The sequence below is a fragment of the Streptomyces sp. NPDC102451 genome (genome assembly GCF_044765485.1).
Taxonomy (GTDB): domain Bacteria; phylum Actinomycetota; class Actinomycetes; order Streptomycetales; family Streptomycetaceae; genus Streptomyces.
Genome location: NZ_JBIWKD010000024.1, coordinates 62067 through 80410, shown reverse-complemented (window position 1 = coordinate 80410; position 18344 = coordinate 62067). Strand labels below are relative to the sequence as shown.

General features: G+C 71.1%; 12 protein-coding genes and 1 pseudogene. 5 read left to right on the top strand and 8 right to left on the bottom strand.

The features are described 5' to 3' along the window. Positions 1-51: 51 nt before the first annotated feature. The 3 genes from ACIRD8_RS34245 to ACIRD8_RS34235 all read right to left on the bottom strand — a co-directional run bounded on the left by ACIRD8_RS34245 (position 52) and on the right by ACIRD8_RS34235 (position 3271). The gene (locus tag ACIRD8_RS34245; protein ID WP_404000519.1) at positions 52-852 is read right to left on the bottom strand and encodes an SAM-dependent methyltransferase; all 801 of its coding nucleotides are present in this window, start codon (positions 850-852) and stop codon (positions 52-54) included. A 229-nt stretch (positions 853-1081) separates the two neighbouring features. Continuing rightward, positions 1082-1894 (bottom strand): SAM-dependent methyltransferase, encoded by an 813-nt coding sequence (locus ACIRD8_RS34240; RefSeq protein WP_404000516.1) that lies wholly within the window; start codon positions 1892-1894, stop codon positions 1082-1084. Positions 1895-1978: 84 nt separating this feature from the next. Next, on the bottom strand, positions 1979-3271 hold the full coding sequence (locus tag ACIRD8_RS34235; RefSeq protein WP_404000513.1) for an MFS transporter: 1293 nt from the start codon (positions 3269-3271) through the stop codon (positions 1979-1981). A 47-nt stretch (positions 3272-3318) separates the two neighbouring features. On the opposite strand from ACIRD8_RS34235, the gene ACIRD8_RS34230 reads away from it, so the two are divergent. Both ACIRD8_RS34230 and ACIRD8_RS34225 read left to right on the top strand, forming a co-directional pair. Continuing rightward, a complete protein-coding gene (locus ACIRD8_RS34230; RefSeq protein WP_404000510.1) occupies positions 3319-4638 on the top strand; it encodes an aminotransferase class I/II-fold pyridoxal phosphate-dependent enzyme in 1320 nt (439 codons plus the stop codon). Between the two features lie 93 nt (positions 4639-4731). After that, positions 4732-4905, top strand: a pseudogene (locus ACIRD8_RS34225) (helix-turn-helix domain-containing protein); the annotation flags it as partial. Positions 4906-4909: 4 nt separating this feature from the next. Here the strand turns inward: ACIRD8_RS34225 and ACIRD8_RS34220 are convergent. Beyond that, positions 4910-5566: a YceI family protein gene (locus ACIRD8_RS34220; RefSeq protein WP_404000507.1), complete on the bottom strand. Its 657-nt coding sequence runs from the start codon at positions 5564-5566 to the stop codon at positions 4910-4912. Between the two features lie 160 nt (positions 5567-5726). Between ACIRD8_RS34220 and ACIRD8_RS34215 the strand changes: the two genes are divergently transcribed. Then, positions 5727-6608, top strand: coding sequence for an alpha/beta hydrolase fold domain-containing protein (locus ACIRD8_RS34215; RefSeq protein ID WP_404000505.1), 882 nt, complete (start codon positions 5727-5729; stop codon positions 6606-6608). 56 nt (positions 6609-6664) lie between these two features. Here the strand turns inward: ACIRD8_RS34215 and ACIRD8_RS34210 are convergent, their stop codons facing one another. Continuing rightward, a complete protein-coding gene (locus tag ACIRD8_RS34210) occupies positions 6665-6805 on the bottom strand; it encodes an alpha-L-fucosidase (protein WP_404000614.1) in 141 nt (46 codons plus the stop codon). Positions 6806-6964: 159 nt separating this feature from the next. Here ACIRD8_RS34210 and ACIRD8_RS34205 point away from each other — a divergent pair, with 159 nt between their 5' ends. Further along, positions 6965-7273, top strand: a complete 309-nt coding sequence (locus ACIRD8_RS34205) for a hypothetical protein (protein WP_404000503.1) — start codon at positions 6965-6967, stop codon at positions 7271-7273. Between the two features lie 78 nt (positions 7274-7351). On the opposite strand, the gene ACIRD8_RS34200 is transcribed toward ACIRD8_RS34205, so the two are convergent. After that, positions 7352-11017 (bottom strand): S8 family serine peptidase, encoded by a 3666-nt coding sequence (locus ACIRD8_RS34200; protein WP_404000500.1) that lies wholly within the window; start codon positions 11015-11017, stop codon positions 7352-7354. 275 nt (positions 11018-11292) lie between these two features. On the opposite strand from ACIRD8_RS34200, the gene ACIRD8_RS34195 reads away from it, so the two are divergent. After that, positions 11293-15135, top strand: a complete 3843-nt coding sequence (locus ACIRD8_RS34195) for a S8 family peptidase (RefSeq protein ID WP_404000497.1) — start codon at positions 11293-11295, stop codon at positions 15133-15135. A 172-nt stretch (positions 15136-15307) separates the two neighbouring features. Here the strand turns inward: ACIRD8_RS34195 and ACIRD8_RS34190 are convergent, their stop codons facing one another. Together ACIRD8_RS34190 and ACIRD8_RS34185 are read right to left on the bottom strand one after the other, a co-directional pair. Next, the gene (locus tag ACIRD8_RS34190; RefSeq protein WP_404000494.1) at positions 15308-16831 is read right to left on the bottom strand and encodes an aldehyde dehydrogenase family protein; all 1524 of its coding nucleotides are present in this window, start codon (positions 16829-16831) and stop codon (positions 15308-15310) included. 109 nt (positions 16832-16940) lie between these two features. After that, positions 16941-18194 (bottom strand): GAF domain-containing protein, encoded by a 1254-nt coding sequence (locus ACIRD8_RS34185; RefSeq protein ID WP_404000491.1) that lies wholly within the window; start codon positions 18192-18194, stop codon positions 16941-16943. Between the last annotated feature and the right edge of the window lie 150 nt (positions 18195-18344).

Genomic DNA, 18344 nt, shown 5'->3' with positions numbered 1-18344 from the left:
CCTGCGCCGGAAACCTCCGCGAACGGACCACCAGGGACAGGAGAACCGCTGTTACGCCTTACGGGCGACGGCGCACCACATCGGCAGGGTGTCGTCCGGGGTGTCGGACGGCCCGGGACGCCAGCGGGTGAGGGTGACCACGCCCGGCTCCAGGATCTCCAGACCCTCGAAGAAGCGTTCCACCTCCTTCTGCGTGCGCGGAGTGGCGGAAGCGTGGCTGGCGGCACGCTCGTTGTAGATCCGCATCGATTCCGCGACCTCGGGGGCGGTGACGTCGGCGGCCGGGTGCGACAGGACCAGGTAGCTGCCCGATGCGAGGCGGTCCAGCAGGCGGCGGGTGATGTCCCACGGGTCCTCGGCGTCCTTGATGTACTGCAGGATCGCCACCAGCATCAGGCCCACCGGCCGGTCCAGATCCAGGGTGCGCGAGGCGGCGTCGAGGATCGTGTCCACGTCCCGCGCGTCGGCCTGCACGTAGTCCGTCCGCCCCTCAGTGCCGCTGACCAGCAGGGCCCGGGCGTGGGTCAGGACGATCGGGTCGTTGTCGACGTACACGACACGCGACTCCGGAGCGGCCTGCTGGGCCACCTCATGGGTGTTCGCCGCGGCGGGAATGCCCGTACCGACGTCGAGGAACTGGCGCACCCCGGCTGCCGCGAGGTGACGTACGGCGCGGCCGAGGAACGCCCGGTTGGCGCGGACCGACGGCACGATGGTCGGGTTCGCCCCCGCGGCGAGTTCGGCCGCCTCCTGGTCCACCGGGTAGTGGTCCTTGCCGCCCAGCCACGCGTTGTACACCCGGGCGGGATGCGCGTTCGTGGGGTGGGGTGTGGGCAGCGGGTATTCGTTCATCGTTCGTCACCTCGTGCGGCCAAAACGTCCCGGTCGGGCTCGTGTCGGGTCACCGTACCCCGGTGATTCCACGTGGTCACCGCCCGATCGCCCACAAGGGCACCGACCGCCGCAGCACCACCGATCTCAGCGCCTCCGACGAGCCGTTGACCGTGCGGCGGGCCCGGCCGACGGCGACGTACTGGACGCCGCCGACGCCGGTCAGGGACCTTCCGCTCGGATCAGACCGTCACGGCTTGCGGGCCAGGCCGCCGTGCTCGCCGATGGGCCCGGGCGTGGGTGCGGAGGGGTCCGGACGCCAGAGGGGGACCGATACGACTCCCGGGTCCAGGAGTTCGAGGCCGTCGAAGAACGCCGTGATCCGGTCGACGGGGCGCAGGAAGTAGGGAATGGCCCCGGAGTCGTTGTAGGCGTCCTGGGCCCGCTCGTAGTCGGCGTCGACACCCCGCGAACCGTCGTTGACGGAGAGGTAACTGCCGGACGGCAGCCCGTCCATCAGGCGGGTGACGATCGAGCGCGCCTGGTCGTGGTCGGCGACATGGCCAAGGATGTTGCTGAGGATCAGGGCGGTGGGACGGCTCAGGTCCAGTGTCCCGGCGGCGGCCGAAAGGATGCGGTCGGGGTCGGTCAGGTCGGCGTCGACGTAGGCGGTCGCGCCCTGGGGGGTGGAGGTGAGCAGGGCGCGGGCGTGCGTGAGGACCAGGGGGTCGTGGTCGACGTAGACGATCCTGGCGTCCGGGGCGAGCCGCTGGGCGACCTCGTGGGTGTTGTCCTCGGTCGGCAGACCCGTCCCGACGTCCAGGAACTGCCGGATACCGGCCTCGACGACCAGGTGGGCGATCGTACGGCCCAGGAAGGCACGGCTGCTGCGGGCCACGGTGACGATGCCCGGGAACACGGCGCTGTACGCGTCCCCGGCCTGCTCGTCGACCGGGTAGTTGTCCTTCCCGCCCAGCCAGTAGTTCCAGATCCTGGCCGAATGCGGCACCGACGTGTCGATCTTCTGCTGTGCGGAGCCGGGCACTGTCGTGTGATCGGTCATGAGTACCGTTCCGTCTTCTCCACCGGGGCGTTGAACCGTTCGCATCACAACGTACGCCCCAAGAGGCTCTACCAGCACAGCAGTTCAGTGCACCGGTGTGTCAACGCGGTGTTCGGCCGGGGCGGTCGGTCCGACGAGCCGGTGCTGCACCAGGCAGGCCACCACAAGGGTTGCGCCGAGCACCGGCCAGGCGACCGGGCCCACGCCGACGGCGGTTCCGACGACGATGGGGCCGAGGCTGCGCTGCGCGGACTGGGCCAGCCCGTGCACGCCGAGGTAGGCGCCCTGCGCCTCGCCGGGCGCGAGGGCGATGGAGAGTTCCCAGGACGCGATCGAGTGCAGGATCTCGGCGAGCGTGAAGGCGACGGCCGCGAGGAGGACGGCGCCGGTGGCGAACCAGGGGCCGCCGCCGGCCGAGGCGGCGAGCGCCACCCCGCCCGTCAGCAGGGCGGCGCCGATCGGGACGAGCAGACGGCGGGCGGCCGCCCGGGTCTCGCCGAAGCGGGACAGGGGGACCTGGAGTGCGATCACCAGCACGCTGTTGACGACCAGGATCAGTGGTGCGAGCCCCACCGGGGCGTCGGTGGCGTGGACGATCCACAGCGGGAACCCGACCTGGAGGATGCTGTCGTCCAGGAACAGCCAGATCTCCGACCCGGTGAACGCCAGGTAGCGGCGGTCCCGCCAGGGTGTCGCCGCCTTGGCCCGGGGGCCGGAAGGGGTGCGGGGGGCGTCGGTGGGGGAGGTCTGCCCGGCGACGACGCGGCTGGGGGCGGGCGGCTCCGCGCACCGGAGGGTCAGGACGGCGATGAGCACATACGAAGCGACATTGGCGAGCAGGAGCGCCCGGTAGGAGGCGGCGGTGCCCACGGTGAGCGCGGCGGCGGCCCCGGCCGCGCCGACGGCCCACCCGATGTTCGCGGCGGTCCGCTGGATCGCCTGGTAGCGGATGCGCTGGGGGCCCGCGACACGTGCGGCGAACAGCTTGGTCAGGACGCTGGACGCGCGGTCCGGCAGGGCGCCCAGCGCCGAGAACAGCACCAGCAGCGCGTAGTCGTTCGTCGTCAGCAGAGCCAGGAGTGCTGCGCCCCGGGCCAGTTGGGCGCCCAGCAGGATGCGCGTCACGGGGAAGCGGTCGGCCAGCCGCCCCGCGAGCGGTGGTCCGGCTATGCCGAGAATGCCCGACAGGCCCATCAGCAGGCCGATCTGAGCGACCGACAGATGTGCGACGTAGAGGAAGTAGAGCGTCGCCGCTCCGGCCCACAGCCCGGTGCCCACCTTGTCGATGACGGCGATCACCAGCATGCGCCGTCCGTTGCGGCCGCCCGGAATGGCAAGGCGCCGGACGAACGGCACACGGCTCGGCGTCGGTTCCATCGGAATCCCCCTTGACACATATTTTGTATCGGTACAAACTGTGCTCTGTGGCAGAACAATATGGGATCGCGGGCGGTACGGCCAGAGAGATTTCGGCGTCCGTCGAAAGCCGGGTGGCCGACGGCGCGCTGAGGCCGGGCGCCTCGCTGCCTCCCGTGCGGCGGCTCGCCGAGGCGCTGGGGGTGAGTGCCGGGACGGTCGCGGCGGCCTACAAGGAGCTGCGCGGGCGCGGGGTGGTGGTGACCCTGGGGCGTGGCGGCACAGTCGTGGCGTCCGCTCCCGTCGTCACCTCGCGGCGGCCCCCCAAGGTGCCCGAAGGGCTGCGCGACCTGGCCGGCGGGCACCCCGACCCCGACTGCCTCCCGGTGCTGACCCCGCCCGCGAGCGTGGGGCCCGTGTCCGGATCGCACCGCGCCGCCCCGCGGTTCGCCGTGCTGGAGGACGCCGTCCGCGCCTGGTTCGCCCGCGACGGCGTACCCACCGGATCGGTGACGTTCGCCCACGGCGCCCTGGACTGCATCGCCAGGCTGCTCTCCACCGAGCTGAAGCCCGGTGACGCCGTGGCCGTGGAGGACCCCGGATTCCACCATCTCCTCGACCTCGTACCGGCGTTGGGCCTGCGCATGCTGCCCGTGGCGGTCGACGACGAAGGCATCCGCCCGGAGGCACTCCGCACCGCACTGCGCGCGGGGGCCAGGGCCCTGGTGTGCAGCCCTCGCGGCCAGAGCCCGCTCGGCGCGCGCTTCACCCCCGGCCGCAGGGACGAACTTCTGTCCGTGCTGCACGACTTCCCGGACGTACTGGTCATCGAGGACGACCACAACGCGGACATCGCCGGCGCGGACGCCGCGACCCTCGCATCCGGCGGGCTGCCCCGCTGGGCCCAGGTGCGTACGGTGTCCAAGCACCTCGGGATCGACCTGCGCTGGGCCGCCCTCGCCTGCGACCCCGCCACCCTCGCGCGTCACGACGGAAGGATGCTGCTCACCTCCGGGTGGGTCAGCCACATCCTCCAGGTGACCGTCGCGGACCTGCTGGGCGACCCGGCGGTCACCCGGCTGGTGGCGGACGCGTCCCGCACGTACAGCACCCGCCGAGACGCCCTGGGCGCGGCCCTGCGGGAGCACGGCATCGCGTCCCACGGGGTCAGCGGCCTCAACGTGTGGGTGCCCGTCCGGGACGAGTCCGCCGTCGTCAACGCCCTGCGCACCCGGGGCTGGTGGACCGCGGCAGGAACCCGCTTCCGCATCGCGTCCCCTCCCGGGGTGCGGGTCACCACCGCAACCCTCACCCCGGCCGAAGCCCTGCGCTTCGCAAGCGACTTCGCGGACGCGCTCGCGGAGTCACAAGCGGTGTACGGCGGTTAGACACGCCCCGGCGGACCGGCCGGCCGGGGCGGCACGCCGCACGAGCAACGACAGGAGCGCGGCCGCGGCGCACAGCAGTGCTCGACGGGCCCGGCAAGGCAGTTGCTGGAGAGGACCGACCTGCCGGTCGACCGGATCGCCGCCGACGCCGGCTTCGGGACCGGCACCGCGCTGCGCGGGCACTTCCACGCGGCGCTGGGAGTGTCACCGCGCGCCTACCGCTCCACGTTCAGGGGTGCGGAGGGCACGCGGTCACCTGAAGCCTGAAGGGTCAGGCGGCGGGCGGCGTACGGATGGCGGCGATGTCGAACTGCAGACGGAGCCTCTCGCTCACCATGGCGCCACCCTCGGCCAGGCGGGCGTTGTAGGTCAGACCCCAGTCGGACCGGTTGATGGTGGTGGTCCCGTCGAACCCGACGCGCTCGTAGCCGAACGGGTCGGTGACGTAACCGATGTACGTGAGGTCCAGGACCACGGGGCGGGTGATGCCCCGGATGGAGAGGTCGCCGGTCATGCGGTAGACGTCCTTGCCGATGAGCTGCACGGCGGTGCTCACGAAGCTGATGCGCGGGTGCTTCGCCGCGTTCAGGAAGTCGCGCCCCACCAGGTGCGCGTCGCGCTGCTCGACACCGGTGTCCACGCTCGCGGTGGCCAGCGAGATCTCGGCCCGTGAGCGTGCCGGGTTACGCCCGTCGAAGTACAGCCGGCTCTCGTACTCCAGGAACGCGCCACGCACCGTCGTCACCATGGCGTGCCGCACGGAGAAGCCGATCCTGCTGTGGGCGGGGTCGATCATCCACTCTCCGGTGAGAGCCGCCAGACCGGGATCCGGCAGAACTGCCGTGCCTGCGGCCGCCGGGGCGGAGGAGGGCTCCTCCGTGCGGGGCTCCGGACGACGGAGCAGGGAGCTGCGGCTGAAGAGGTTCATGAACAGTTAGTTACCCGCGCGTAAGCAACGCTCGCAAGGCATGATCAGTAAACCCGACCAACCCCGGAGCGAACCTTCACACGGTGAACCATCGAGGGCGCGACGGTGGTGGGCCAAATGTGTTGCCGGTGCCGAAGCGCACCTGATAGGTCTCTGAATCATGGACATCATCCGGATCCCCGCCGAGCCCGACCCCACCACAGCCGCCGCCGCGGTCATGGCAGAGCTGGCCGGCCTCGGGAGCCGGTCCTTCGCGTTGCCGGCTGACGCCGACCTGAGCCCGGTGCTGCCCGGGAGCGGGGGAGTGTCCGCGGTCTGGGTGACGGCGGGCGGGGCGTCCGTCGAGGAAGGTGTGGTGCTCTACGTCCATGGGGGCGGTTTCGAGCACCGCATGCCGGAGCTGATGAATCTGACGGCCCATCGGATCTCGCGGGCGACCGCCCGCCCGGTGCTCGTCGTGCACTACCGGCTGGCCCCGGCCCACCCCTACCCGGCGCCGCTGGACGACGTGGTCGCCGTGTACAGGAGCCTGCTCGACCAGGGGGTGCCCGCCGCGAAGATCGTCGTGTTCTCCGAGTCGTCCGGTGCCACGCTGGCGCTCTCCGCCCTGCTCGCCCTCAAGGCATCCGGCACCGCCCTCCCGGCAGCCGTCATCGCCAACTCGGCGATCACGGACCTCACCCTGTCCAGCCCGTCCATCGACGACAACGCCGCCCACGACTCAGGCGTCGACCGCGCACTGCTCACCCGTCTCATCGGCCAGTACCTGGGCGGTACCCGGCCCGACCGGGCCCCGCAGTCGCCGATCCACGGCGCCCTGGACGGCCTTCCGCCGCTGCTGTTCACGGTCGGGGCCGCGGAGGCGCTCCTGGACGACACACTGCGCTTCGCGCAGGCTGCCTCCGACGCCGGAACCAAGGTCTCCGTCGAGGTGTACGAGGCGATGCCGCACGTCTTCCAGCTCACGATCCTGTCCGAGCAGAACCCGACGGGCAGGCGGGTGCTGGAGCGCGTCGTGGAGTGGGTCGCCGAGGCAGAGTGAGCGTCCTCGACGGAGTCCCGACCCCGCTCACGGTGACCGGAAGGTGCCGGGCGCCGTCAAGTCCGCGGAGCCAGACGTGCTCCCGTGGCGCGCAGCAACTCTTGCTCACGTGGCGGGATCGTGCCGTCGGGGCGGGGGCCGACATTGAGGAGCAGGTTGCTGCCGGCCGACCAACGTGCGACGCCCTGCTGTCCCACTACGACGTACTGCCCACACTGGTCGAGCACCTCGGCCTCGACCACGAGCCCGGCCGGCACCTGCCCGGGGACTCCTTCGCCGGGCTCCTCGGCGGCGAGGGAGACGCGTCCCCAGCCCGGGACCGGGTGGTCGTCTACGACGAGTACGGACCCGTCCGTATGATCCGTACCCCCGGCTGGAAGTACGTCCACCGGTACCCACACGGCCCGCACGAGCTGTACGACATGGACCGGGACCCGGGGGAGAGGGAGAACCTCGTCGCCGACCCCGCCCGCGCGTCCGCACGCGACGAGTTGGCCGCGCGTCTGGACACGTGGTTCGCCACCTACGTGGACCCGTCCACCGACGGGGCCCGCCTGCCCGTGGCGGGTACCGGTCAGCGCACGCCGGTGACCCCCGGCACCCTCGGCACCGCCTTCGAACCTCCACCGGCCCGAGCGAAGCCGGTGACGCCGTCCGACGGATGAACGCCCCCGGAACGAGGAAGACCCGGAACCGCTCTGTCGCGGAACCGGGCCTTCCTCATCCACCGCCGGGGATCGCGGTTACTTCACCCCCACCGCACGGATGATCTCCTGCGTGACCGAGCCACCGCGGTCGTCGGTCGCGCCCGCCCGGAGGGAGACGAACTCCGCGCTGTTCGGGACCCGCAGCTCCCCCGTCCAGGCCGTTCCGCGCGACGACTTCTTGAGAGCGACCTTCTGCCAGGTCCTGCCGTCGTCGTACGAGGCCTCCAGCGTGCCGCCGCCGAGCGTGCCGGTGTCCGGCGCGCCCTTCACGTACTCCGCCGATATCCCGACGGGCAGGCGGCTCCCACCGCGCACATCGCCCTTCAGGTCGGTGTCGACGTCGAAGCCGAGGTTGATGAGCGGGAGGAAGGCCCAACTGCCCACCGGGGTCTCCTCGGAGCGGAAGGTCCACTCGGAGTGGCCCTTGGTCGACAGCCGCCAGCGCGCCGGGTCCAGCGTGGTGTCGGTGACGACCCTGAACTCGGCCTCCTCGGCCGGGGCGTTCCGGGCGTAGGCGCCGGAGCTCATCGTGCGGTCGACGCGGGCGCCGTTGACGTACACCTCCGTGAACTGGGTCATCGTGTCGTCGTTCCACACGTCGCCGAAGCCCGTGTGGTCGGGGCCCGAGTCACCCCAGCCGGGGGTGTTGAACTGCAGGTTGTTGCCCGACCGCTCCTGGCCCCAGCCGAGGCCGGTGCCCAGCCACGGGTGCCAGACCGGCTTGAACCACTCCCGGTCCGTGCGGGTGTCACCGCGGTACGAGATGATCCCGCCACGCTGTTCCAGGGAGTTCTCGAGGTCGACCGACTCGTGCCAGCCCTGGCCACGAGTGGTGGAGACGTACTCGGTGCGCTCGGCGGGGAAGGAGATGTACTCCTTGAAGCCGAAGCCGATCGGGAAGGTGTCGGTGACCGAGTAGCGGAACTCGCCGCCGAGCTCCTGACGGCCGGTCGGCATGTGGAACGTGGAGCGGACGGTGGCCAGTTCGTCCTCGCCCGGCCTGAAGACCAGGTCGGACGGGATCGCGCCCGGGTGTCCCTCGGACAGGTCGTAGGTGAACGGCGTGAAGCGGGTGCCGTTCAGGTCCACGGACTTCTTGCGCGCCGCGGCGGACGCGAGGCGCGCCCCGTCGGCCGCGTTGACGGTGGCCACGGCCAGGGGCCGGTTCTCGTACGCCGCCGTGCCGAACCAGGTGTTCAGCCGGCCGGGCGCGTCGTCGGTGACGAACAGGAAGGCGGCGCCCGCGTCCTGGGCGGCCTGCGCGACCTCGACGGGCGTCAGCGCGCCGGCGCGGACCAGGACGGCCTTGCCCTTCACGTTCTTGCCCGCGTACTCGGGGGCCGTGCCCGTGCCGACGTCGACGAGCCCGAGCCGCGAGCGGCCTTCGAGCAGGGTCGTGCCCGGCTGGAGGGTGGCGCCGGAGAGCCGGTCGCCTCCGACGCCCGCCTCCACGATCGGCTTGCCCAGGCGCCAGACGGTCCGGTACTCGAAGGTGCCGGTGGCGGGCTTGCGGGTGGGGGCCGCGAAGAGCGAGTCGTACTTGACCGGGATCTGCACGGCGGCGCTGTAGGAGGCACCGTTCGCCTTGCGGTCGAACTCCATCAGGGTCTGACGGCTCTCGGTCCGCCGGTCGACCTCGGCCCGGATCTCCTTGAGCTTGCGCCCGTCGAGGGTGATCTCACGGTCGCGGTCGAGGACGATCTCGGGGTCGGTGAGGAGGCCGAGGCCGAGCGAGTCCTTGCCCTTGGAGCCGCGCACGTCGAGGAAGGTGCTCACGTCGTACGTGCCGGGCTTCAGCCGCAGTTCGAGCGTGCCGGACTCGCCGACGGCCGCCGGGAAGGCGGTGGAGCCCGCCGCGAGCAGCTTCACGCCGAGGTTGGCGGCCGTCGGGGCACCGTCCCGGTTCTTGACGTGGACGGTGAGGGTGTAGCGCTCCTCCTCCTTGACCAGGCCGATCGCGGTGTGGGCGACGGGGGCGCCGCCCGCCGAGGCGACGATCCGGCCGGAGAGGCTGCCGACGGGGGCCTTCGCGCCGTCACCGGTGACGGTGGTCCGCGCGCTGCCGTGGGCCGGGACGGTGAGCGTGGAGTCGGCGAGGGTGACCACGTCCGCGGGCGCGCCCTCGACGGCGAGGCTCACGTCGACCGGCTGATCACCGGAGTTGGTGTACGTGACGGTCCTGGTGACCGGCTTGTTCTCCTCGTACGGCCAGGAGAAGAAGCCGAGGTCGGCGGAGCCGGTGGCCGTCACGTCCGCGGTGATCGCCGCGGCCACGTCGACCCGGCCGGCGCCGAGCGCGTAGGAGGAGGCGGAGAGCGTCTTCGACGAGGACATCAGGGCGTTCTTGAGCTGCGCGCCGGTCCAGTCCGGGTGCTTCTCGGCGAGCAGCGCGGCGACACCGGCGACATGCGGGGTCGCCATCGACGTACCGTTCATCGACGTGTAGAGACCAGTGCCGGAGACCAGTTGGGAGCGGGCGGCGAGGATGGAGACGCCGGGCGCGGAGAGGTCGGGCTTGAGAGCCTGGTCGCCGGAGCGGGGGCCCTGGCTGGTGAAGCTGGCGGCCTTGTCGGCGGAGTCGACGGCGCCGATCGTCAGCGCGGAGTCGGCGGCGCCGGGCGAGCCGATGGTGCCCGGGGCGCCGCGGTTGCCGGCGGCGATGACGAACAGCGCGCCGGTCTCGGCACTGAGCGTGTTCACGGCCTGAGCCATCGGATCGGTACCGTCACTGGCCTCGGAGGAACCGAGGCTCATCGACACGATCTTCGCGTCGATGTCCTTGGCGGCCCACTCCATGCCGGCGATGATCTGCGACTCGGTGCCGGAACCCGCGTCGCTGAGCACCTTGCCGACCGCGAGGTCGGCGCCGGGCGCGACACCCTTCTCCAGCCCGTCCGAACCGGCGCCGCTGCCACCGACCGTGGAGGAGACATGGGTGCCGTGGCCGTTGCGGTCGGCGACCTCCTGGCCCTCGATGAAGGACTTGGATTCGGCGACCCGGCCGGCCAGGTCGGGGTGGGTGAGGTCGGCCCCGGTGTCGAGGACGGCAACCTTCACACCCTTGCCGGTGAGCCCCGCCTCCCACGCCTTCGGTGAGCCGATCTGGTCGTTGGACTGGGCCATGGTGGCCTCGACCCGGCCGTCCAGCCACACCTTCCCGCCCGCGGAGCGGGTGGTGGGCGAGGTGAACGACCGCCAGAACGCGGCCGGATCCGTCGCCTCCACCGCCGCGCCCCCGATGCTGGGCAGGGAGCGGACGGTCTCGGTGCCGCGCGGCGTGGCGGCCCGCGCACCCTTGCCGTGCGTGACGATCAGCGGCAACTCGTCCGTGATGCCCTGCTCGATGAGACCGCTGACATCGAACAGCCGCTTGTCCAGGGCACCGGATGCCAGGTAGGGACGGGCCTCGTCGGGGATGACCGTGATCCGGCCGTCGGATATCTCGTTGCGTACGGCTCCGGTCGCGCCCTCGGCCCGCTCGACGGTGACGGTCTTCCTGCCGCCGCCCAGGTCGGTGACGGTGACCCGGTCGCCGGTGACGAGCACGACGGTCGTGCTCGAGGCGGGGGACCCCCTGAAGGTGTCCGGCACCGCAGTGGCGGCGTTCCCGGCAGCGGCGGTCTGCCCTGACGAGAGCAGCACCAACGAGATGCCCGCGGCGAGCAGCCCTGCTCTCCCGCCGCCCATGGAAAGTCTGATCATCGACGTACTCCTCGGGCACCCGGGGAAGGGTGGTTCCGGGTGCGGCGACGAGTCTGTATTCGAAGGCCGTCGGCTGACCACAGGACCGTCTGGCGGCTATGTGCCGTGGCGGAGAGCCGCCACGGAAGCCGTTCCTGACGGGGACGCGTCATGGCAGGTTGGGTGTCCCGAGCAGCGCTCCGAACGCCTCGGTGTTCCTCATCCGTACTCCTCATCCGTACCGAACGAGCTTCGGACCTTCGGCACGCCATTTTCTCGAACAGTGAGGGAAGTTGATGCACATCCCCTTCCACGGGCGGCGGCGCTCCAGCACGGTCGGTGGGGCGGTGGCCATCGCCATCGTCCTGTCGTCTACGAGCCTCCCGGGCGCGGCCTCGGCCGCACCGACGCCGGATCCCCCCGGCCTGCTGTCCACCCCCACGACGCCCGCGTCGACGCTCACACTGATCACCGGGGACAAGGTCGCCGTGACCACTGATGCCGACGGCAAGCAGTCGGTCAGCATCGTGTCCGGGACGGGCTCCTCGGAGCGGTTCCAGATCCTGAACGGGCAGGACGGCGATCTCTACGTCTACCCCGAGGACTCGCTGGCGGTCGTGGCCTCCGGCACCGTCGACCGTGAACTGTTCAACGTCACGCGGATGCTCGAGGACGGCCACGGCGACGCGAGCACCGATGAACTCCCGGCGATCGTCGACTTCCAGGGCACACCGTCCGCCGCCGCACTGAAGCAGCGGGCCGCGGATCTGCCGGCCAGCACGCGGACGCGGGTGATGCCCGGGCTGGGACTGGCCGCGGTCGACGTCGACAAGAAGGACGCGAAGAGTTTCTGGCGGTCGGTCGAGCAGGCGCCGGGCACGGCACACGGCCGGGCGGTCCCCGGATCCGCCGGGATCGCCAAGCTCTGGTACGACGCCCAGGCCGAGGTGGCACTGGACAGGAGCGTGCCGCAGATCGGCGCCCCCGATGCCTGGGCCGCGGGCTTCGACGGCAAGGGTGTGAAGGTCGCCGTGCTGGACACCGGCGCCGACCTGAACCACGCCGACATCACGTCGAGGATCGTCGCCGGCCAGAGCTTCATCTCCGGCGAGGCGGTGCAGGACGGCCATGGCCACGGCACACACGTCGCATCGACGATCGCCGGCAGCGGCGCCGCCTCGGGCGGCTCGTACAAGGGTGTCGCCCCAGGAGCGGACCTCGTCATCGGCAAGGTGCTGGGGAACGACGGATCCGGCCCCACCTCGGCCATCCTGGCCGGGATGGAGTGGGCGGTCTCCCAGGGGGCCGACGTCGTGAGCATGAGTCTCGGCGGCCGTGACACCACTCCCGGCGACGACCCCCTGACCAGCGCCGTCAACACGCTCAGCGCATCCTCGGGCGCGCTGTTCGTCATCGCGGCCGGCAACGACGGCCTCAGCGGTGAGAGCACCCTCGGCACGCCCGGCACCGCGGACGCGGCACTCACGGTCGGCGCCGTCGACAAGGCCGACGCCCTGGCGAACTTCTCCAGTCGCGGCCCGCGTATCGGCGACATGGGGATCAAGCCGGAGATCACCGCTCCCGGAGTCGGCATCGTCGCCGCCCGCGCCGCAGGAACGGCCATGGGCACCCCGGTCGACGCCGACTACACGGCGGCCAACGGCACGTCCATGGCCACCCCGCACGTCTCCGGAGCCGCGGCGATCCTCAAGCAGCGCCACCCCGAGTGGTCCGGTCAGCGCATCAAGGAGGCTCTGACGGCTCATTCGAAGACGGCCGCCACCCAGACCGTCTACCAGCAGGGCTACGGGCGGGTCGATGTCGCGGCCGCGCTCGACCCGCAGCTGGAACTGTCCGGGACCGCCGACTTCGGTCTCGTCGAATGGCAGCCGGGCACCTACGAGAAGGAGACCCGCAAGATCGTCCTTCGCAACACCGGTACCGCCGCCGCCACACTGATGCTCGCCGCATCGGTCAAGGGCAAGGACGGCGCCACCGTCCCCGACGGCACGGTCACCGTCTCCGGCCCGCAGGTGAGCGACGGAAAGGTCACGGTCCCCGCAGCCGGAAGCGCCGAGGTCACCGTCACGCTCGACCCCAACGCCCTGGCGGCGGGCCAGTACAGCGGGCACCTCACCGCCACGGCCGACAGCGGACAATCCGTGCACACACCGGTCGGCCTCGTCATGGACATCGAGCAGCACGACGTCACGGTCAAGTTCACCGACCGCTTCGGCGACACGCCCCGCTTCGTACAGCTGATCGCCCACGGCATGGACAACAGCAACTTCCTGCAGACGACGTTGGCGGGTTCGGGCAGTACGACGTTCTCGCTGCCGATGGGCCGGTACTCCATGGAGGGCGCGATGTACACCGCGGATCCGAACGATCCGCAGCGGACCTACGCAGTGGACCTGTTCGCCCTGCCCGAGGTCGACGTAGCCGGCGAGGACCAGACCCGGACGGTCGAGGGCAGCACCGCGACCGACGTCACCGTCAAGATCACCGGCGAGAAGCGGCCGCTGCAGCGTGCCGCCTGGATGACCCAGATCACCCGTGACGACGGGGCCGGCGGCCACCGCAGCTTCATCGCCGATGCCGGTCTGCTCAACGGCTCCGAAGGCAAGATCGGTGCCGTTCCCAGCCCGGCGGCCACCACCGGCACTCTTGAGCTGTTCACCTTCCTCACGCAACGCCAGCCACTCGCCCAGCTCTCGGTCACCGGACCGCAGCGCGCCGCAATCCCCATCACGATGCCGGCGTTCGCCCCGCGCTTCGAGGGCACCAGGAAGCTGCAACTGGCCGACGCCGGCACCGCCGAGGACTCCGCGGTACACGACGTCAAGGGCAAGGCCGTGCTCATCTCCGCTGCCGATCCGACGGCGGTGGACGACAAGGTACGGCGCGTCGCGGCGGCCGGCGCCAAGGCCGTGATCGTGGCGCCCACCGCCCCGGGGCACCTGGGCATCGGGGTGGTCGCCGGCGATCTGACCGTCCCGGTCGTCAACACCGGCTACGACAGCGGGCGCAGCCTGCGCTCGCTGCTGGCCAAGGGCAAGGTCGGCATCGCGCTGAGCGGCGTTCTGGAGTCGGGCTACTCCTACTCGACACCGTTCGCCGCGGAGGGCAGGATTCCTGCCAGGCTTGCCAGAAGCGCGGACTCGGACGACTTCGCGAAAGTCAGGAACACCTTCCACTCCGACCAGGTACGCCACCTCGGCCAGGAGACGCTGCACGCGTACAACCCGGGCCAGGAGACGTCGATTCGTGCCATGCAGTTGGTCAACGCGGGCACCAGCAGGGACGACTACGTGCTGGCGGGCCCCGACCTGGCCTACAGACCGTCGGTCTACCGCGGCACGAAAACCGCGGACGGCACCATGAACCGCCCCCGCGGCGCCTACGACTCGCCGGGCAAGACGTACGAGGAGCACTGGTTCGCCGCGCCGATGCGACCGACGGCGGACGCTCAAGGCCCCTGCAATTTCTGCCGCAGCGACGTCTGGACGCGTACGGCCGTGCTGGCCAGGGACAGCGACGCACGGCACAACGCGGCTGGCATGAGCAGTAGTTGGGCCTACTACCGCAACGGCGACCGGATCACCGACACCAGCACGCTGATGGTCCCGGAGAAGGCCGGCTACCGGTTCGTCCAGGAGCTCACGCGCACCGGCGAGGACACTCCGGGCATCACCCTGGGCGGCAGGATCCGCACCGAGTGGAACTTCACCTCCGCCGCGCCGACCACGATGGCCGTCGAGGGCTGCGCCGAGTTCTCTCCCGTGCCCACCGTCTGCGAGGCGATCCCGGCGGTGCAGCTCGACTACGACATACCGCTCGACGCACTCAACCAGGTTCAGGCCAAGAAGGCGTACTCCTTCACCGTGAACGCCGGCCGCGCCAAGGGCTGGACCGGTTCCACCGCGATGGACGGCGCCAAGGTCTCGGTTTCCTACGACGACGGGGCCACCTGGACGTCGGCCGAGGTCCGGAGGAAGGACAGCAACTCCTTCCGGGTCGAGCTCCGACACCCCAAACTGACGGACACCAACGGCTTCGTCACCCTCAGGACGGAGGCATGGGACGCCGCGGGCAACCGCACCGTGCAGACCATCACCCGTGCCTACGCCCTGAAGTAGGCGAGGCGGAAGGCCGACGGCCGACCGGGGCCCGCGGATCCCGGTCGGCCGTCGGCCGCGGCGGGGACATGGCTTCTGTCCGCTGGGATGTGCCCGTTCCTTCGCCGCCCCGTGCGCCGCGAAGGGCGTCCGGCAGGCATTTCCCCTGGTCAGGCGCCCCTCTTTGTGGCGTCTAGAAGAAGCCGAGCTTCTTCGGCGAGTACGACACCAGCAGGTTCTTCGTCTGCTGGTAGTGCTCCAGCATCATCTTGTGGTTCTCCCGGCCGATGCCCGACTGCTTGTATCCGCCGAAGGCGGCGTGTGCCGGATAGGCGTGGTAGCAGTTAGTCCAGACCCTGCCCGCCTTGATGGCCCGGCCCGCCCGGTAGGCGGTGTTGGTGTCCCGGGTCCATACGCCCGCCCCGAGCCCGTACAGCGTGTCGTTCGCCGTCCTGATCCCCTCGTCGAAGTCCGAGAAGGACGTCACGGCGACCACTGGACCGAAGATCTCCTCCTGGAAGACACGCATACGGTTGTCACCCTCGAAGATCGTCGGCTGGACGTAGTAACCGCCCTCCAGATCACCGCCGTGTTCGACGAGTTGACCGCCCGTCAGGATCTTCGCCCCCTCCTGCTGTCCGATCTCCAGGTACGACAGGATCTTCTTCAGCTGCTCGGTGGAGGCCTGCGCGCCGATCATCGTGTCGGTGTCCAGCGGGTGCCCCGGCACGATCTGCTCGGTACGGGCGATGCCCGCTTCGAGGAACTCGCCGTAGTGTCCCCGCTGGATCAGCGCCCGCGACGGACATGTGCACACCTCGCCCTGGTTGAGGGCGAACATGGTGAACCCCTCGAGCGCCTTGTCCCGGAAGTCGTCGTCCTTCGCCCATACGTCGTCGAAGAAGATGTTCGGCGACTTGCCGCCCAGCTCCAGGGTGACGGGCTTGAGGTTCTCCGAGGCGTACTGCATGATCAGGCGCCCCGTCGTCGTCTCGCCGGTGAACGCGATCTTCGCGACCCGCGGACTGGAGGCGAGCGGCTTGCCCGCCTCCGCGCCGAAACCGTTGAGGATGTTGACGACACCCGGGGGAAGCAGATCCGCGACCAGGCTCATCCACACATGGATCGACGCGGGGGTCTGCTCGGCGGGCTTCAGGACCACCGCGTTCCCGGCGGCCAGCGCGGGGGCGAGCTTCCACACAGCCATCAGGATCGGGAAGTTCCACGGAATGATCTGAGCGACCACACCCAGCGGCTCGTGGAAGTGGTACGCGACGGTGTCGTCGTCGATTTCGCTGAGCGAGCCCTCCTGGGCGCGCAGCGCACCCGCGAAGTACCGGAAGTGGTCGATGGCCAGCGGGATGTCGGCGGCCAGTGTCTCGCGCACCGGCTTGCCGTTCTCCCAGCTCTCGGCGACCGCCAGCTCCTCCAGATGCGCTTCCATGCGGTCGGCGATCCTGTTCAGGACGTTCGCCCGGTCACCCGCGGAGACGGCACCCCAGGCGGGAGCCGCCGCATGGGCCGCGTCCAGGGCGCGCTCGACGTCGTCCTCGGTGCCGCGGGCGATCTCCGTGAAGGGGCGGCCGTTGACGGGGCTCGGGTTCTCGAAGTACTGACCACGGGCCGGCGGGACGTAGGCGCCGCCGATCCAGTGGTCGTAACGGGACTCGTACGAGACGATGGCACCCTCGGTGCCCGGCGCGGCGTAACGGGTCATCTCTGTGGCCTCCCGGATCCGGTGCCGCCCGCCGTTGGACGGCCCTCGGCGCGAGGCTAGGGAGCGCGACGTTGCAACGCCGTTGCACGGCCCGCCCCCGTGTGCTGCCCTACGAGCGCTGCTCCTCGTCGAGCGCCCGTGCCCTGGCCAGGAGCGCCGCCCGCCTCTCCGGGGGCGCCGCCGTGGCGAACGCCCGCCACACAGGAAGGTCCTCCGCACCCCACGGGCTGTACGCCCAGTCGGCGAGCAGCCCCGGATCGCCCCGGGCGATCAGCGCGGCACGCAGCTGCCCGGCGATCCGGTGCCGCAGCCGGACGACGGCCGGTGCCTGCGAACGCGGCAGCAGGGGGCCCGCATACGCGCCGAGCGCCGCCGCCACCGCCCCGGACTCCAGCCTGCGCGTGACGGTGTCGAAGTCGGCGTCCACCGGCAGACCCAGCCGGTACGGACGCGAGCGCAGCAGCTCCGGTCCCAGAAGCCGCCGCAGCCGGGCGAGTTCGGCCCGGATCGTCACCGCGGGGACGAACTCGTCCTCGTACAGCTCGATCAGCAGTTCGTCACCGCCGAGGCCCTCCGGATGGAGTGCCAGCGTCACCAGGATCTCGCTGTGGCGCCTGCTGAGCCGGATCCTGCGCCCGCCCGCCACCAGGAGCGCCTCGTCACGGCCGAGCGCGGACAGCTGTACCGAGCCGGTGGCGGGCGGTGGCGCCACGAGCGCCAGCTGGGACTCGGCGGCGCGCGCCACGGCCTGTACGAACGCCAGGCTGTGCGGATGCGCGAGCCCGTCCCCGCCGGTGATGTCGACGGCACCGAGCAGCCGGCCCGTGTGCGGATCGTGCAGCGGGGCGGCCGCGCACGTCCACTGCTGGACCGGCCGGAGGAAGTGCTCGGCGCCGAACACCTGGACAGGGCGGTCGACCGCGAGCGCCGTGCCGGGCGCGTTCGTCCCGGCCTCCGACTCGGCCCAGCGGGCGCCCTCCACGAAGTTCATCCGCTCCGCACGCCGACGGGCCCGGGCATGCCCCTCGACCCAGAGCAGCCTGCCGTGCGCATCGCAGACCGCGAGCAGATGCTCGCCGTCCACGGCGTAGGCACTCATGAGTTCACGGATCATCGGCATGACACGGGCCAGGGGATGTGCGTCCCGGTACGGCCCGACTTCCTCCGCGCCGAGCTCGACCAGCGCCGCACCGTCCGGACTGACCCGCGCACGGGCGGACCGCCGCCACGACTGGCCCACGACGGTACGCACCGGCGTCTCCAGTCGCCCGTCGGAGGTGAACACCTCGTGCGCACGCCGAAGTTCACCGAGCCGGACGCCGGGGTTCGCATCGGCGGCCAGAGCCACCCAGGGATCCGTCAACTCGCCCTCCCGTCCATGGCGGCATGCCACCCCATCGTCGGGGCAACGGGCGCCCGCGACAACCGCCGGGGGCGGGGCAATCGGTGCCGACTCGGGCTTCAGGACCCGAGTGGCTGGGTGGCCGGCCCGCCGCCCGGTCGTGCTCGCTGC

Bases quoted from the DNA above. Each gene is read 5' to 3' on its own strand.
- ACIRD8_RS34240 (WP_404000516.1), bottom strand. From the start codon at position 1,894: ATGACCGATCACACGACAGTGCCCGGCTCCGCACAGCAGAAGATCGAC.
- ACIRD8_RS34245 (WP_404000519.1), bottom strand. From the start codon at position 852: ATGAACGAATACCCGCTGCCCACACCCCACCCCACGAACGCGCATCCC.
- ACIRD8_RS34195 (WP_404000497.1), top strand. From the start codon at position 11,293: ATGCACATCCCCTTCCACGGGCGGCGGCGCTCCAGCACGGTCGGTGGG.
- ACIRD8_RS34200 (WP_404000500.1), bottom strand. From the start codon at position 11,017: ATGATCAGACTTTCCATGGGCGGCGGGAGAGCAGGGCTGCTCGCCGCG.
- ACIRD8_RS34190 (WP_404000494.1), bottom strand. From the start codon at position 16,831: ATGACCCGTTACGCCGCGCCGGGCACCGAGGGTGCCATCGTCTCGTAC.
- ACIRD8_RS34235 (WP_404000513.1), bottom strand. From the start codon at position 3,271: ATGGAACCGACGCCGAGCCGTGTGCCGTTCGTCCGGCGCCTTGCCATT.
- ACIRD8_RS34205 (WP_404000503.1), top strand. From the start codon at position 6,965: ATGATCCGTACCCCCGGCTGGAAGTACGTCCACCGGTACCCACACGGC.
- ACIRD8_RS34220 (WP_404000507.1), bottom strand. From the start codon at position 5,566: ATGAACCTCTTCAGCCGCAGCTCCCTGCTCCGTCGTCCGGAGCCCCGC.
- ACIRD8_RS34215 (WP_404000505.1), top strand. From the start codon at position 5,727: ATGGACATCATCCGGATCCCCGCCGAGCCCGACCCCACCACAGCCGCC.